Below are 15,665 nucleotides of genomic sequence, written 5' to 3'. Positions count from 1 at the left end.
GTTTACTTTCCTTCAATGCTCAGCGCTTCGTTCACCAGCGCTTGTTGTTGGGCTTTGTGTTGGCTGGCCAGACCCGTCGCGGGTGAGGCGGATGTTGCGCGACCGACATAGCGCGGCCGGGTATGCTTGGCCTTGATGCGGGTCAGCACCCATTCGATATTGGGCTCGATAAAGGTCCAGGCGCCCTGGTTCTTGGGCTCTTCCTGACACCAGATCATTTCCGCACCCTTAAAGCGCTCAAGCTCATTGATCAGCGAGTGCGCCGGGAACGGATAAAACTGTTCGATCCGCATCAGGTAGACATCGTCGATCCCACGCGTGTCGCGTTCCTCCAGCAGGTCGTAGTAAACCTTGCCGGAACACATCACGACCCGCTTGATCTTGTCGTCCTTGACCAGCTTGGTGTCCGAGTTTCCGTGCTGCGCATCGTCCCACAGAACCCGGTGGAAGCTGGAGCCTGTGGTGAATTCTTCTGCCTTGCTGACAGCCAGCTTGTGGCGCAGCAGCGATTTCGGCGTCACCAGGATCAGCGGCTTACGGAAGGTCCGGTGCAGCTGACGGCGCAGGATGTGGAAATAGTTTGCAGGCGTCGTGCAGTTCGCCACGATCCAGTTGTCCTGACCGCACATTTGCAGGAACCGTTCCAGACGGGCAGACGAGTGTTCCGGCCCTTGCCCTTCAAACCCGTGCGGCAGCAGGCAAACCAGACCGGACATCCGCAGCCACTTGCTTTCGCCCGAGCTGATGAACTGGTCGAACATGATCTGCGCCCCGTTGGCGAAATCGCCGAACTGCGCTTCCCACAGGGTCAGGGCGTTGGGTTCGGCCAGCGAGTAGCCGTATTCGAAACCCAGAACCGCATATTCGGACAGCATCGAGTCGATCACTTCGTACTGCGCCTGCCCGGAGCGAATATTGTTCAGCGGGTAATAGCGTTCTTCACTTTCCTGATGGACAAAGCCGGAATGGCGCTGACTGAAGGTCCCGCGTGTAGCGTCCTGCCCGGACAGGCGCACCGGGTAACCTTCGGTCAGCAATGAGCCAAAGGCCAGTGCTTCGCCCGTGGCCCAGTCAAACCCTGTGCCTGTTTCAAACATCTGCTTTTTGTGATCCAGCAGGCGACCCACTGTCTTGTGTAAGGCCACATTGTCGGGCGCATGGGTCAGTGCCTTGCCAACCTCAGCCAGCGTGTCAGGCGAGATTGCGGTCTCACCCCGCACATATTCTTCCTTGCTTTTGTCCATGTGCGACCAGCGCCCATCCAGCCAGTCGGCCTTGTTGGGTTTATAGTCTTTGCCAGCCTCGAACTCATCATTCAGATGGGCCTGGAAGGCGGCCTTCATGTCCTCGATTTCGCCCTCGGGGATCAGACCGTCCTTGACCAGACGCTCGGTGTACAGAGACAGCGTGGTCTTATGCGTCTTGATCTTCTTGTACATGATCGGGTTGGTGAACATGGGCTCATCGCCCTCGTTATGACCAAACCGGCGATAGCAGAATATGTCGATGACCACGTCTTTGTGGAACTTCTGGCGGAATTCGGTCGCCACCTTCGCCGCATGCACCACGGCCTCGGGGTCGTCCCCGTTGACGTGGAAGATCGGTGCTTCAACCATCAGCGCAATATCCGTGGGATAGGGGCTGGAGCGTGAGAAGTGCGGCGCGGTGGTGAAACCGATCTGGTTATTCACCACGATATGCATCGTTCCACCGGTCTTGTGCCCGCGCAGGCCGGACAGGCCGAACCCTTCGGCCACCACACCCTGACCGGCAAAGGCCGCATCGCCGTGCAGCAGGATGCCCATGACCTTGGTGCGGTCTTCGTCTTTCAACTGATCCTGCTTGGCGCGGACCTTGCCCAGCACAACCGGGTTCACGGCCTCAAGGTGGCTGGGGTTGGCGGTCAGCGACAGGTGCACGCTGTTGCCATCAAACTCGCGGTCGCTGGAGGCGCCAAGGTGATATTTCACGTCGCCCGAGCCATCCACGTCCTCGGGCTTGAAGCTGCCGCCCTGGAATTCGTTGAAAATCGCGCGGTAAGGCTTGCCCATCACGTTGGCGAGGATGTTCAGACGCCCGCGGTGCGGCATGCCGATCACGATGTCCTGAACGCCTAGGGCACCGCCGCGCTTGATGATCTGCTCCATCGCCGGGATCAGACTTTCGCCGCCGTCCAGACCGAACCGCTTGGTGCCCATGTATTTTACATGCAAGAATTTTTCGAAGCCTTCGGCCTCGACCATCTTGTTCAGGATCGCCTTGCGGCCTTCCTTGGTAAAGGCGATTTCCTTGCCGTAGCCTTCGATCCGTTCTTTCAGCCAGGCGGCCTGTTCGGGGTCCGAGATATGCATGTATTGCAGTGCGAAGGTGCCGCAATAGGTGCGTTTCACGATCTCGACGATCTGGCGCATGCTGGCCATCTGCAGGCCCAGCACGTTGTCGATGAAAATCTGACGATCCATATCGGCTTCGGTAAAGCCGTAGGTCTTTGGGTCCAGTTCCGGGTGCGTGCTGGCCGCGCGCATGCCCAGCGGATCCAGATCGGCAGCCAGATGGCCCCGGATCCGATAGGCCCGGATCAGCATCAGGGCACGTAGGCTGTCCAGCACGGCGCGTTTGACCTGATCTTCACTGACCTTGACGCCCGTGTCAGCGGCCTTGTCCTTGATCTTTTTGCCTGCCGCCTTGGCGTCGATCTCGGCCCACTCGCCGGTCAGCGCGCCGGTCAGATCATCGGCAGGCATCGGCGGCCAGTCGGTCCGCGCCCAGGACGGCCCTTCTGCCTCTTTCTGAACGTCGGGCGTAGCGTCGCCCATCTGCCGGAAGAAATCGACCCAGGCCGCGTCTATCGCGTTCGGGTCTTTCGTGTACTGGGCATAAAGCTGTTCCAGATACTCGGCATTGTGCCCTTGCATGAAGCTTGAGGCATGAAAGGCAGAGTTGGGCGTATGTTCGGTCATTGGGCTACCTCATATGGGTTGGGACCGTATTGGTTGGCGCCGGGTTGGCTGGGGCGGGTCAGCCACCACAGAACCAGCAGGGGCGACACAAACAGAACGATGAGTGTCGGAATGACGATCAGCAGAGTGGCACGTGTGAACAGAATGTCCAGAGTGCCACCGTGGAACTGGCTGGCAAGGCCAATGCCAAAGATCAGGACCGCAAAGGCCCCGAGTATCAGCAGGATCGGCAGCAGAGCATAAAGCCCGCTGCGCCCGCTATCATGCATCCGCCGCCACGCGACGGCCAGATGCGGGAAGAAGACGATCAGGCTGACGATGCTTTGAACCGGTTGGCGGGATGTCGCGGTGACCTGTTTGACCTCATCGCTTTCGTTGACCGAGACCTGAGTGAAGAACTGCGCATCGATGATCCCTGCGATTAAGCTCCAGATCACGATAAACAGGAAAAAGAACCAGTATTCGGGGCGGGAGGCCCGACCCGAGAAGGTGAAGAACTTGGAGAAACAAGTGCGGATGGCGTCAGAGAAGGTCACTGTTTGGCCTCCTTATTTCGCCGATAAATTTCTAATCCAAATGCAGAATTGGGTTTTCTAGAATACTGCTCTTCGAATTCGGATTGCTCGAACCAGAAAAAATCCACTCTCGCTGGCCCCATGCCAACTTGGGGTTCCAGAATCGGGCGATCAACAAAAACGCCTAGTTTCACGAGAAAACTAGCAGCACCAGAAAGCGGTTTGTGTAGTTCGTCTCCAATAGTTGTCGCGCTCACAGTTCGAGCCGGACCAAGAGATACTTTGTGCCCGTCACCCGGGTATTGATGAACTGCATCAGAAACCAATGTTGCATCTTGCAAAGAAGAACTAAAGAAGCGGCATCCAAGGTCTTCGCCAAGTTTTCTATTTCCGCCCTTGTCATGGATCATCAAAAACGCGCGGGTGTCTCCATCCCACCAGAACGCATCATAGACACCGCGCTGTGAGACATCAGATATGGTGTCCAGATGCTCAATCATGTCGGGAATGATGCCAGTTTCTGTATCCAGACCGAAAAAGTTGTATCTCTCATCAATAAGGGCACGGAAGAGTCCGCCATCTGCCAAAAGCGAAGCAAGTGCTTCGGGATAGGGCGCACGGAACGTTTTCCATCCGCGTTGGGTGAATTCCTCAGCAACCGAAGCACGATCTGCCAATGACCATGTACATAGATCGATTACGTCCTGTGTTGGCTTTGTGAATTTCGGTGATGCGCTGGCAGTCCCCGAGATTGCGGAAAACTGGACACTTAGAAACAAAACCAAAACATGCAGGAGGCGAGGGGATTTTGCCCCCCGCCTCACAAAGCATATTTTCTGGCGCGCCATCGCGCTTACCCAATCGCTTCCAGCACGGCCTCACCCAGCTGCGCCGGGCTTTCGGCTACGACGATACCGGCCGAGCGCATGGCTTCGATCTTGTCCTCGGCACCGCCCTTGCCACCGGCGACGATTGCGCCCGCGTGGCCCATGCGGCGGCCCGGAGGGGCTGTGCGGCCTGCGATGAAACCGGCGGTCGGCTTCTTGCGGCCCTTCTTGGCCTCATCCGCCAGGAACTGCGCGGCTTCTTCCTCGGCCGAGCCACCGATCTCACCGATCATGATGATCGACTCGGTCTCGTCATCGGCCAGGAACCATTCCAGCACGTCGATATGCTCGGTGCCCTTGATCGGGTCTCCGCCGATGCCCACACAGGTGGACTGGCCCAGACCCACATCGGTGGTCTGCTTGACGGCCTCATAAGTCAGGGTGCCCGAACGGGACACAACGCCGACCGAGCCGCGCTTGTGGATGTGGCCGGGCATGATGCCGATCTTGCAGGCGTCGGGCGTGATGACACCGGGGCAGTTCGGGCCGATCAGGCGCGAGCTTGAGCCTTCCAGCGCGCGTTTTACCTTCATCATGTCCAGAACCGGGATGCCTTCGGTGATGCAGACGATCACCTCCATCTCGGCATCAATCGCTTCGAGGATCGAGTCAGCCGCGAAGGGCGGCGGCACATAGATGACAGAGGCGTTGGCTTCGGTCACATGCTTGGCTTCGTGGACCGAGTTGAACACGGGCAGGTCGAGATGGGTCATCCCACCTTTGCCGGGGGTCACGCCGCCGACCATCTTGGTGCCATAGGCGATGGCCTGTTCGCTGTGGAATGTGCCCTGCGAGCCGGTAAAGCCCTGACAGATCACTTTGGTATTTTCGTCGATGAGGACTGCCATTTGATATGGTTCCTTTAGTTGAAAGCCGTAATGCGAAATAAGCGAGGCCCAATCTTCTCGAAGAAGATTCTTGTTCCTTCTTTCGCATGGCTGCGTTTGTAAAACTCTCCAACTGCACCATTCGCGCGGATGCGGAGGATTTTTTTGTCTTCTGCTATGTCGGTCTCGAAAGTGCCTATGCCGTCTAGCATCACATCTATCGGGGCTGCTGCCGCTGCCTTGCGGCTTCCGCCGAAGCAGTCAGCCGGAAACAAATCCGCGACGTGCGCAATGGGGATGTGATTATTTTTCACATTCCCTTCCGTGATTTTGATTGCTTTGCCTTCGACAGCGGATGCCATGAACTTAGCCCTTAACCGCCTTCACGATCTTCTCGGCACCGTCTTTCAGGTTGTCCGCCGCGATCACGTCAAGGCCAGAGGTGTTGATGATCTCTTTGCCTTTCTCGACATTGGTGCCTTCCAGACGCACAACCAGCGGAACCTGCAGGCCGACCTCTTTCACCGCGGCGACAACGCCCTCGGCGATGACGTCACAGCGCATGATACCGCCGAAGATGTTGACCAGAATGCCTTTGACGTTTGGGTCCGAGGTGATGATCTTGAAGGCTTCGGTCACTTTCTCTTTGGTTGCACCACCACCTACGTCGAGGAAGTTGGCAGGCTCTGCCCCATACAGCTTGATGATGTCCATGGTGGCCATCGCCAGACCGGCACCGTTGACCATGCACCCGATCTCACCATCCAGCGCGATGTAGTTCAGGTCGTATTTCGAGGCTTCCAGTTCCTTGGGGTCTTCCTCGGTTGTGTCGCGCAGTTCGGCGATGTCGGGGTGGCGGTAAACCGCGTTGCCGTCAAAGCTGACTTTGGCGTCCAGCACCTTGAGGTCGCCGCCATCGGTGATGATCAGCGGGTTGATCTCCAGCATCTCCATGTCCTTCTCGACGAAGGCCTGGTACAGCTGACCCATCAGCTTGACGCATTGCTTGACCTGCGCGCCTTGCAGACCCAGCGAGAACGCGATGCGGCGGCCGTGATAGGGCTGATAGCCGGTCGCGGGATCGACCGAGAACGACAGGATTTTCTCGGGCGTTTCAGCGGCCACTTCTTCGATGTCCATGCCGCCTTCGGTCGAGCAGACAAACGAGATGCGGCTGGTCTGGCGGTCCACCAGCAGGGCCAGGTACATTTCGGTTTCGATACCGGAACCGGCTTCGATGTAGATGCGGTTGACCTGTTTGCCCGCCGGGCCGGTCTGATGCGTGACCAGCGTGCGGCCCAGCATCTTCTTGGCTTCTTCGGCGGCTTCCTCGACCGACTTGGTCAGGCGCACACCGCCTTTTTCACCGGCGTCTGCCTCTTTGAAAGAGCCTTTGCCGCGACCGCCTGCGTGGATCTGCGATTTGACCACCCAAAGCGGGCCGTCCAGTTCACCGGCTGCGGTTTTGGCTTCTTCGGCGCGCAGAACCGCGCGACCTTCAGAGACCGGAGCGCCATAGCTGCGAAGAAGCGCTTTGGCCTGATATTCGTGGATATTCATCGAAACTGTCCCGTTTGACTACGATTGAACCGTTATAGGCGTGTCTAGAGGGCAAGTTTAAAGGGTTTTTTGACGTGTCACGAGTTTTTGTGGAAGATTTTCAGTATTTGTGATCACAGGTTTTTGGGGTGTGATCACAAAATCCGAACGGGCTGGCGTTTGATTCGATCTTGCCGGTAGATCGATAAAATCACATTCAAAAAGCAGAGTTTGCGACGTTTGCGATAACAGGAGCGACCGGAAATCAGCCGGATCGAAAGCCACGAAAAAACCGGCCTCGCAAGAAGGCCGGTTTGGAATGCGTGTGCAGAGGCGCGGTTTACGCCAGCGAGCTGTCGATGCCCTTGCACGCCTCGATCAGGCCTTTCACGGCGTTGACCGAGTTGTCGAAACCGGCCTGTTCGTCCGCGTTCAGCTTGATGTCCACGATGCGCTCGACACCGCCTGCGCCGATTACGGTCGGGACGCCGACATACAGGCCATCGACACCCAGTTCACCGCTGCAATAGGCGGCACAGGGCAGAACGCGCTTTTGGTCTTTCAGATAGGCTTCGGCCATTTCGATCGCCGAAGTCGCAGGCGCGTAATAGGCCGAGCCGGTTTTCAGCAGGCCAACAATCTCGGCACCGCCGTCGCGGGTACGCTGAACGATGGCGTCCAGTTTTTCCTGCGAAGTCCAGCCCATCTCGACCAGATCGGGCAGTGGGATACCGGCAACGGTCGAATAGCGGACCGAGGGAACCATGGTGTCGCCGTGGCCGCCCAGAACAAAGGCGGTGACGTCGCGCATCGAGACGTTGAACTCTTCCGACAGGAAATGCGCGAAACGCGCCGAATCCAGCACGCCCGCCATGCCGCAGACCTTGTTGTGGGGCAGGCCCGAGAATTCGCGCAGCGCCCAGACCATCGCGTCCAGCGGGTTGGTGATGCAGATCACGAAGGCGTCAGGCGCGTGGGCAGCGATGCCTTCGCCAACCGACTTCATGACTTTCAGGTTGATACCCAGCAGGTCATCGCGGCTCATCCCCGGTTTGCGGGCGACGCCTGCGGTGACGATGCACACATCCGCGCCTGCGATGTCGGCGTAGTCACTGGTGCCTTTCATCGAAGCGTCAAAGCCTTCCGAAGGGCCGGATTCTGCGATGTCGAGTGCCTTGCCCTGCGGCAGTCCGTCTGCGATGTCAAACAGGACAACGTCACCCAGTTCTTTGACAGCTGCCAGATGTGCAAGCGTGCCGCCGATGTTCCCCGCGCCGATCAGCGCAATCTTGGGTCTGGCCATTTGGAATTCTCCGGTCGGTTTTGAAATCGCGGTTGTGCTAGTCGCTAAATGGCAATTGCGCAAGGGTCCTGCTGCGCGGCATGCCACCGCATACCGTTTGCCTTGCCCGTGTTGATTGCGCTAAACGGCTTGTGAGATAAGCCAATTCGCAGGCCGCCGCATGTTCGAACTGAACCTGATGTTTTTTGCCGTGGCGATCCCTGCGGTGATCTTTGCCGGTATTTCAAAAGGCGGGTTCGGTTCGGGCGTGGCTTTTGCGTCCTCGTCGATTCTGGCGCTGATCCTGAGCCCGGCGCAGGCCGTGGCGCTGATGTTGCCGATCCTGATGATCATCGATGTGGCGACGCTTGGCCCCTATTGGAAACGTTGGAGCTGGCCGGATTGCCGCCTGTTGATACTGGGCGGCATACCCGGCGTGGTGCTGGGAATGGGCCTTTTCCACCTGACCAATGACGACGTGCTGCGGTTGCTGATCGGCGGCATCTCGGTCGCGTTTGTGGTTTGGCATATCGCACAGGTCCGAGGTTGGATTCGCGGCTTTTCAGACCGTTTGCCCCCATCCGCCGGGGTGTTTGCCGGTGTGGTGGCAGGGTTCACCAGCTTCGTCAGCCATGCCGGGGGACCGCCTGCCGCGGTTTATCTGCTGTCGCAGCGCCTGACGAAGACCGAATTTCAGGCGTCGACCGTGCTGGTCTTTTGGGTCATCAATATCGTGAAGTTTGTGCCCTATGCCTATCTGGGGCTTTTCACCCTGCAAACGGCCTGGGCCAATCTTCTGCTGGCTCCGTTTGCCGTCTTAGGGGCCTGGCTCGGCGTTCGGGCGCATTTCATGCTGTCCGAACGCGTGTTCTTTGGCATCACCTATGTTCTGCTGACCCTGACCGGATCAAAACTGATCTGGGACGCTTTGACTTAGGCATTGGGCGGCAGGGCTTCGGTAAGCGCCTCGTAGGACTGGCCCGAGGCCACAAGGCAGGTCATGCCGTCCGGCAGGGTGACGGTGATCGTCCAGCTTCCCGTCTCGTCCGAGGCAAACACCTCCATCACCGCGCCTTGACGGGCAATGCCGATCCCCTTGCGGGTTTCGCCATAGGTGCCGGCCAGACGCTCGATCACGTCCGCGCGCGGGGCGCAGTTGCGGTTCTGCGCCTGCACCTGTTGGGCCGCCAACACCATGATCCCAAGCCCGATGGTCATATTCACAACTCTCTTTTTCATCTCCGACCCCTTTTGTTTGGTGTGCAAGTCAGCTTGCGGGCGGGGACCGGAAATCCGGTTAAACCAAAGTGCGTTGCGTCACGCGGCGGGTCGAATGCTGCGTTGCGGCGATTTTGACCTTGAAGTTTCCCGAAAAAAATGGCCCATTCCGCGCAACTTTATTTCTTAGGGAGGCATCGATGGATCCGCGTCAACGCCCGTATCGTTCGGTTCTGTATATTCCCGGCTCGCGTGATCGGGCCCTGGACAAGGCACGCACTCTGCCTGTTGATGCGATCATCTTCGATCTGGAAGATGCAGTTGCAGCGGACGAGAAAGAGAATGCACGCGAGACGCTCAAGGCAGCCCTGGCCACTGGCGGGTATGGTTCGCGGGTCAAGATCGTTCGAATCAACGGGCTGGACACCGAATGGGGCCGCGCCGATGCCGAAGCCGTGCGGGACATGGATGCCGATGTGGTTCTGCTGCCCAAGGTGAGCTCGGCCGCTGATGTCGACGCTTTGGCCGCAATCACCGGGGATCTGCCGATCTGGGCGATGATGGAAACCCCGCGCGGGATGCTGAACGCGGCCGAGATTGCGGCCCATCCCCTGATGGCGGGCTTTGTCATGGGCACCAACGATCTGGCGAAAGAGCTTCAGACACGCTTCCGCCCGGATCGCCTGCCGCTGATAACGTCTTTGGGCCTGTGCCTGTTGGCGGCCAAGGCCGAAGGTCTGATCATTGTGGACGGCGTATATAATGCGTTCAAAGACACAGAAGGTTTGGCCGCCGAATGTGCGCAGGGCCGGGATATGGGCTTTGACGGTAAAACTCTGATCCACCCGGCGCAGGTCGAGGTCACGAATGAGGCCTTCGCACCTTCGGATGCCGAGATCGATCTGGCCCGCCGCCAGATCGCCGCCTTTGAAGAGACCGAGGCGCAAGGGCAGGGCGTTGCTGTCGTTGACGGCAAGATTGTCGAAAACCTGCATGTTGTAACCGCACGTGAAATTCTGGCAAAAGCGGAGGCGATTACAGCTTTGCAAGCGGGGTAAGCCAGCAATGGGTTTTGTACTTCTGATCCTCGGGGTGGCGCTTTGGTGGGCCGCACATCTGTTCAAACGCGTCATGCCGGATCAACGCGCCGCGTTGGGCGATGCGGGCAAGGGCGCGGTGGCCTTGGCGTTGGTCGCGGCGATCCTGTTGATGATCTTCGGTTATCGCATGACCGACTTCATCCATGTCTGGGCCCCGCCGACCTTTCTGATCCACGTCAACAACCTGCTGGTGCTGATCGCGATCTATCTGATGAGTCCGGCTGGTGCGAAAGGCCGCCTGCTGAACAAGGTTCGCCACCCGATGCTGGGCGGATTCAAGCTGTGGGCTTTTGCGCATCTGCTGGTAAACGGCGATCTGGCGTCCATTGTCCTGTTCGGAGGGCTGCTGGCCTGGGCGGTGGTCGAAGTGATCGTGATCAACAAGTCCGAACCCGAATGGACCCCGGGCGAGCCCGGCACCTATGGCAAGGACGCGATGTTCTTTGTCGCCTCGATCGTCTTGCTGGGCATCATCGGTTATATCCACGGTCTGGTCGGCCCGTCCCCCTTCGGCGGATAAGGAACTGAAATAATGGCAAAGCTTTATCGTCTGTTGACGGAAGAAGACACATCCGCCTTCTGCCACAAAGTGTCGGACGCATTGGCCAAAGGATGGGAGCTGTATGGCGACCCATCCTATGCCTATGACACGGCAAACAGCGTCATGCGCTGTGCGCAGGCCGTGACCAAAGAGGTCGAAGGCGACTACTCCCCTGAAATGAAACTGGGACAGCAATAATGGCAAAAACCAATCCGGGCCGCTTTTTTGAGGATTATTCCGTCGGGCAGGTGCTGACTCATGCAGTGCCCCGCACCGTAACGGATGGCGAGCGGGCGTTGTATCATGCGCTGTATCCGGCGCGGCATGCGCTTTATTCCTCGGACGAATTTGCGCGCAGCTGCGGATTGCCGGAAAGCCCCCTTGATGACCTGTCGGCGTTTCATGTGGTCTTTGGCAAAACCGTGCCGGATGTGTCGCTGAACGCGGTGGCCAATCTGGGCTATGCGGAAGGGCGTTGGTTGAAACCGGTTTATCCCGGCGACACGCTGCGCTCGGTTTCCGAAGTGATCGGGGTCAAGCAGAACTCGAACGGCAAAACCGGCGTGGTCTGGGTGCGCACCCGTGGTCTGAACCAATTGGATGAGGTTGTCATCGACTATGTGCGTTGGGTCATGGTTCGTAAGTCGAACTTGGATGCACCCGCGCCGGACACCGTTGTGCCCGAGCTGAAAAAGGTTCTGGAGCCACAGGATCTGGTTGTGCCCGAGGGGCTGGATTTCTCGAACTACGATTTCATGCAGTCGGGCGAACCCCATCGCTGGGGCGATTATGAGATCGGAGAGAAGATCGATCACGTGGATGGCGTCACCGTCGAAGAAGCCGAGCATATGCTGGCAACCCGCCTGTGGCAGAATACCGCCAAGGTGCATTTCGACCTGACCTTCCGGCCCGAGGGGCGATTGATCTATGGCGGTCACGTGATCTCGATGGCGCGGACACTGTCTTTCAACGGTCTGGCCAATGCGCAGATGATCGTGGGGCTGAACGGTGGTGCACATGCAAACCCGTGTTTTGCAGGTGACACGATCAAGACCTGGTCCGAGGTTCTGGACAAAGCCGAAACCGATGTTCCGGGCGTCGGTGCCCTTCGCCTGCGGCTGGTCGCGACCAAAGGTGGCGCGCCGTTTGAGTTGCGCAATGAAGACGGCAAGTATCACCCGGATGTGTTGCTTGACCTCGACTACTGGGCCCTGATCCCAATGTGATGTGACCCGGTCAGATCGCGCGGATCTGATGACGCTGATGTGAGTACAGCGTTGATTTTCCGTGCTAGGTTGGCGGCATGACCCTGCTTCGCACACTTGCCGCCTGCCTTTGCCTAGCGCCCCCTGCGTGGTCCTGTGATCTGGCGCTGGCGCTTGCGGTGGATGTCTCGGGGTCTGTGGACAGCAACGAGTTCCGCATTCAGATGGATGGGTTGGCGGCTGGCTTGCGCGATCCGATTGTATCCGAGGCATTGGTGCGTGGGCAGGCCCAGTTGATGTTGGTGCAGTGGACCGGGGCCTCGCGCCAAAGGGTGACGATCCCCTGGACCCGGATCGACAGCTTCGATGCGCTCGACCGGTTTGCCGATCAGGTGGCGCAAGATCCACGCGTCTGGCGCAATTTTTCAACCGCGATTGGTGAGGCATTGGAGACCACGGTGTCCAGCTTTGATACCGTGTCGGAATGCAAGCGGCTGCTGATCGACATCTCGGGCGACGGAATCTCGAACGAAGGGGTTGAACCCACGCAAATCCATGGGCTGTTGAAGGATCGCGGCGTAACCGTAAATGCCATCGCCATTGAAGAAAGTGAGCCTGATCTTACAGCCTATTTCTACGAAAACGTCATTGTCGGAGAAGGGGCGTTTGTCGTGTCCGCAGCCGGGTTTGCGGACTACCCCGAACGCATTCGCAAAAAGCTGCTGCGCGAAGTCACCCAGCAATCTGCCGCCCTGGAACAGGTGGGGAAGATTCGTGATCACATTGATTGATCAGTGAAAACGCTAACATTGAGATGGCTGCATGTGATTTGTGATCACAGTATTATTTAGTGTGATCACATATGGGGCAAAACGTCCATTTTGCACTAAAATTACCCGTTTTTGCGGGTGCAGCACGTGACAGCACAGGAAAAAAAGGTAAAACGACTGGTAGCCAAAGTAAGAGGAGCCGCCATGGCCGATGTCAATCGGGGCAATCGCCCGCTCTCGCCACATATTATGATCTACCGCCCGCAGATGACCTCGTTGTCGTCGATCATGGTTCGACTGTCGGGTCTTGCAGTGTTTGTCATCGCAGCACTTGTGGTTTGGTGGCTGCTTGCCGCGGCCACGTCCGAGGCCGCATTTGCTGGCATCGACGGCTTTCTGCGCAGCTGGTTCGGTCAGCTCATCCTGACGGGTGGGGTCTGGGCACTGTGGTACCACACGCTGGGGCGGTTACGTCACGTGGTGTGGGACTTCGGCTATTGCCTCGACGTTGATGTGTCCGAGAAGATGGGCATTGGCATGTTTGTCGGGGCGACCGTTCTGACCATCATCACCATGCTGTTGGTGTAAGGAGAATGGCGATGCAATACCTCACCGACCGCAAACGCGCGCAAGGCCTGGGCGCAGGGAAATCCGGAACGCAAACACATTGGCGCACCATGGTCCGGGCGATGATCCTGGCCATTCTGGTGCCCCTGTTCATCTTCACTTTTGGCTATGGCATTGGCGGAACCTACGAAGAGGTTCTGGCCTATTTCGCCCGTCCCTTCCCGGCCATTGTCACCGGTCTGACATTGGTCGTGGGTCTGCTGCAACTCATGTATGAGGCGCAGGAAACCATCGAGGATTACGTGCACGGGATCGCGGAAAAGATCACACTCGTTGCGATGTGGGCCTTTGGCTACACGCTGATGGCTGCGGGGCTGTTTGCCCTCGTCAAGCTGGCCCTGTGATGACGCGCTAAGGATCAGAGATAATGACAGCAGCATATGAATATGAAACCCACGAATATGACGTTGTGGTTGTCGGGGCAGGTGGCGCCGGTCTGCGCGCAACGCTGGGTATGGCGGAACAGGGCCTGCGCACGGCCTGTGTGACCAAGGTTTTCCCGACACGTTCACACACGGTTGCAGCACAAGGCGGTATCGCGGCGTCTTTGTCGAACATGGGGCCGGACCACTGGCAGTGGCATATGTACGACACCGTCAAGGGCTCGGACTGGCTGGGTGACACGGACGCGATGGAATACCTTGCGCGTGAAGCCCCCAAGGCGGTTTACGAACTTGAGCACTACGGCGTGCCGTTCAGCCGGACCGAAGAAGGCAAGATCTACCAGCGCCCCTTCGGCGGCCACACCACCGAGTTTGGCGAAGGCCCCGCCGTGCAGCGCACCTGTGCCGCCGCCGACCGGACCGGCCACGCGATCCTGCACACGCTGTACGGGCAAAGCCTCAAGAACAATGCCGAGTTCTACATCGAATATTTCGCCATCGACCTGATCATGTCCGAAGACGGGCAGTGTCAGGGCGTTGTCTGCTGGAAGCTGGACGACGGCACCATGCATGTCTTCAACGCCAAGATGGTTGTGCTGGCGACCGGTGGCTATGGTCGGGCGTATTTCAGCGCCACCTCGGCCCATACCTGCACCGGCGACGGTGGTGGAATGGTGGCCCGCGCAGGCCTGGCGCTGCAGGATATGGAATTCGTTCAGTTCCACCCGACCGGCATCTACGGCTCGGGCTGCCTGATCACCGAAGGCGCACGGGGCGAAGGTGGTTACCTGACCAACTCGGAAGGCGAGCGGTTCATGGAGCGTTATGCGCCCCAGTACAAGGATTTGGCTCCGCGCGACTATGTCTCGCGTTCGATGACGATGGAAATTCGCGAAGGCCGTGGTGTTGGCGGCGAAGGGGATCACATCCACCTGAACCTCAGCCACCTGCCTGCCGAGGCGCTGGCAGAGCGTCTGCCGGGCATTTCGGAAAGTGCCAAGATCTTCGCCGGTGTCGATGTCACCAAAGAACCGATCCCGGTTCTGCCGACCGTGCACTATAACATGGGCGGTATCCCGACCAACTATTGGGGTGAGGTTCTGAACCCCACCGCCGATGACCCGACAGCTGTCGTTCCCGGCCTGATGGCTGTGGGTGAGGCCGGTTGTGCCTCGGTCCACGGCGCGAACCGTCTGGGGTCGAACTCGCTGATCGACCTTGTGGTCTTTGGCCGCGCGGCGGCGATCAAGGCGGGCAAGGTTGTCGATGCCGGTGCTCCGAACCCGGTTCTGAACCAGGCGTCGGTTGATAAGGCGTTTGACCGCTTCGACACGGTCCGCAACGCCAGCGGTGCGATCCCAACCGCCGATCTGCGGCTTGAGATGCAGAAGACCATGCAGGCCGACGCCGCCGTGTTCCGTACCGCCAAGACTATGGCCGAGGGCGTCGAGAAGATGACCGCCATCGCCGCCAAGATGGACGACCTGAAAGTCACCGACCGCAGCCTTGTCTGGAACAGCGACCTGATGGAGACGCTGGAACTGACCAACCTGATGCCAAGCGCGCTGGCCACCATCGTCGGCGCCGAGGCGCGCAAGGAATCCCGCGGCGCCCACGCGCATGAGGATTTCAGCGAACGCGATGACGAAAACTGGCGCGTTCACACTGTCAGCCGGGTCGAGGGCAACAAGGTCGAGCTCAGCTATCGTCCGGTCATCGTCGATCCGCTGACCAACGAGGACGAAGGCGGCATCAGCCTCAAGAAAATCGCGCCCAAGGCGCGGACCTTCTAAGGAGCGTATTGACCAGGC

The 15,665-nt window shown here is 58.7% G+C and carries 17 protein-coding genes; 9 read left to right on the top strand and 8 right to left on the bottom strand.

Going from position 1 to position 15,665, the window contains the following annotated elements:
* Positions 1 to 2: 2 nt before the first annotated feature.
* From ACR0KJ_RS14635 to mdh, 7 genes are all read right to left on the bottom strand, one after another.
* On the bottom strand, positions 3 to 2,960 hold the full coding sequence (locus ACR0KJ_RS14635; protein WP_480627008.1) for a 2-oxoglutarate dehydrogenase E1 component: 2,958 nt from the start codon (positions 2,958 to 2,960) through the stop codon (positions 3 to 5).
* Positions 2,957 to 3,496 (bottom strand): DUF805 domain-containing protein, encoded by a 540-nt coding sequence (locus tag ACR0KJ_RS14630; protein ID WP_480627007.1) that lies wholly within the window; start codon positions 3,494 to 3,496, stop codon positions 2,957 to 2,959. The genes ACR0KJ_RS14635 and ACR0KJ_RS14630 overlap by 4 nt, the downstream gene beginning before the upstream one ends.
* On the bottom strand, positions 3,493 to 4,323 hold the full coding sequence (locus tag ACR0KJ_RS14625) for a hypothetical protein (RefSeq protein ID WP_170522244.1): 831 nt from the start codon (positions 4,321 to 4,323) through the stop codon (positions 3,493 to 3,495). Before ACR0KJ_RS14625 ends, ACR0KJ_RS14630 begins: the two co-directional genes overlap by 4 nt.
* 5 nt (positions 4,324 to 4,328) lie before the next feature.
* The gene (sucD, locus tag ACR0KJ_RS14620) at positions 4,329 to 5,210 is read right to left on the bottom strand and encodes a succinate--CoA ligase subunit alpha (protein ID WP_170350627.1); all 882 of its coding nucleotides are present in this window, start codon (positions 5,208 to 5,210) and stop codon (positions 4,329 to 4,331) included.
* A gap of 14 nt (positions 5,211 to 5,224) precedes the next feature.
* Complete coding sequence (locus tag ACR0KJ_RS14615; protein WP_424832379.1) at positions 5,225 to 5,551, bottom strand: hypothetical protein; 327 nt, start codon at positions 5,549 to 5,551, stop codon at positions 5,225 to 5,227.
* Positions 5,552 to 5,555: 4 nt separating this feature from the next.
* Positions 5,556 to 6,749, bottom strand: a complete 1,194-nt coding sequence (gene sucC, locus ACR0KJ_RS14610) for an ADP-forming succinate--CoA ligase subunit beta (protein WP_170522250.1) — start codon at positions 6,747 to 6,749, stop codon at positions 5,556 to 5,558.
* Positions 6,750 to 7,068: 319 nt separating this feature from the next.
* On the bottom strand, positions 7,069 to 8,031 hold the full coding sequence (mdh, locus tag ACR0KJ_RS14605; protein WP_170455651.1) for a malate dehydrogenase: 963 nt from the start codon (positions 8,029 to 8,031) through the stop codon (positions 7,069 to 7,071).
* 160 nt (positions 8,032 to 8,191) lie between these two features.
* Between mdh and ACR0KJ_RS14600 the strand changes: the two genes are divergently transcribed.
* Complete coding sequence (locus ACR0KJ_RS14600) at positions 8,192 to 8,947, top strand: sulfite exporter TauE/SafE family protein (RefSeq protein ID WP_170455649.1); 756 nt, start codon at positions 8,192 to 8,194, stop codon at positions 8,945 to 8,947.
* Here the strand turns inward: ACR0KJ_RS14600 and ACR0KJ_RS14595 are convergent.
* A complete protein-coding gene (locus ACR0KJ_RS14595; RefSeq protein ID WP_480627006.1) occupies positions 8,944 to 9,249 on the bottom strand; it encodes a hypothetical protein in 306 nt (101 codons plus the stop codon). The two genes, ACR0KJ_RS14600 and ACR0KJ_RS14595, sit on opposite strands and share 4 nt — an antisense overlap.
* A 179-nt stretch (positions 9,250 to 9,428) precedes the next feature.
* Here ACR0KJ_RS14595 and ACR0KJ_RS14590 point away from each other — a divergent pair, with 179 nt between their 5' ends.
* The 8 genes from ACR0KJ_RS14590 to sdhA all read left to right on the top strand — a co-directional run bounded on the left by ACR0KJ_RS14590 (position 9,429) and on the right by sdhA (position 15,647).
* On the top strand, positions 9,429 to 10,286 hold the full coding sequence (locus tag ACR0KJ_RS14590; protein ID WP_480627005.1) for an HpcH/HpaI aldolase/citrate lyase family protein: 858 nt from the start codon (positions 9,429 to 9,431) through the stop codon (positions 10,284 to 10,286).
* Positions 10,287 to 10,293: 7 nt separating this feature from the next.
* The gene (locus ACR0KJ_RS14585) at positions 10,294 to 10,848 is read left to right on the top strand and encodes an NnrU family protein (protein ID WP_170455642.1); all 555 of its coding nucleotides are present in this window, start codon (positions 10,294 to 10,296) and stop codon (positions 10,846 to 10,848) included.
* Between the two features lie 12 nt (positions 10,849 to 10,860).
* On the top strand, positions 10,861 to 11,067 hold the full coding sequence (locus tag ACR0KJ_RS14580; RefSeq protein WP_170455640.1) for a DUF1737 domain-containing protein: 207 nt from the start codon (positions 10,861 to 10,863) through the stop codon (positions 11,065 to 11,067).
* Positions 11,067 to 12,095, top strand: a complete 1,029-nt coding sequence (locus tag ACR0KJ_RS14575; RefSeq protein ID WP_480627004.1) for a MaoC family dehydratase — start codon at positions 11,067 to 11,069, stop codon at positions 12,093 to 12,095. Before ACR0KJ_RS14580 ends, ACR0KJ_RS14575 begins: the two co-directional genes overlap by 1 nt.
* A gap of 77 nt (positions 12,096 to 12,172) precedes the next feature.
* Positions 12,173 to 12,865 carry a DUF1194 domain-containing protein gene (locus ACR0KJ_RS14570; RefSeq protein WP_480627003.1) on the top strand — a complete coding sequence of 231 codons (693 nt, stop codon included), beginning with the start codon at positions 12,173 to 12,175 and terminating at the stop codon, positions 12,863 to 12,865.
* Positions 12,866 to 13,048: 183 nt separating this feature from the next.
* The gene (sdhC, locus tag ACR0KJ_RS14565; protein WP_480627002.1) at positions 13,049 to 13,432 is read left to right on the top strand and encodes a succinate dehydrogenase, cytochrome b556 subunit; all 384 of its coding nucleotides are present in this window, start codon (positions 13,049 to 13,051) and stop codon (positions 13,430 to 13,432) included.
* An 11-nt stretch (positions 13,433 to 13,443) separates the two neighbouring features.
* Positions 13,444 to 13,815, top strand: a complete 372-nt coding sequence (locus ACR0KJ_RS14560; protein ID WP_170455634.1) for a succinate dehydrogenase, hydrophobic membrane anchor protein — start codon at positions 13,444 to 13,446, stop codon at positions 13,813 to 13,815.
* 23 nt (positions 13,816 to 13,838) lie between these two features.
* Positions 13,839 to 15,647 carry a succinate dehydrogenase flavoprotein subunit gene (gene sdhA / locus ACR0KJ_RS14555; RefSeq protein ID WP_480627001.1) on the top strand — a complete coding sequence of 603 codons (1,809 nt, stop codon included), beginning with the start codon at positions 13,839 to 13,841 and terminating at the stop codon, positions 15,645 to 15,647.
* Positions 15,648 to 15,665 lie beyond the last annotated feature (18 nt).

It is taken from the genome of Ruegeria sp. AD6 (genome assembly GCF_056542325.1).
The sequence above is the reverse complement of the archived record's forward strand: the minus strand, read 5'-3'. Positions and strand labels throughout refer to the sequence as shown.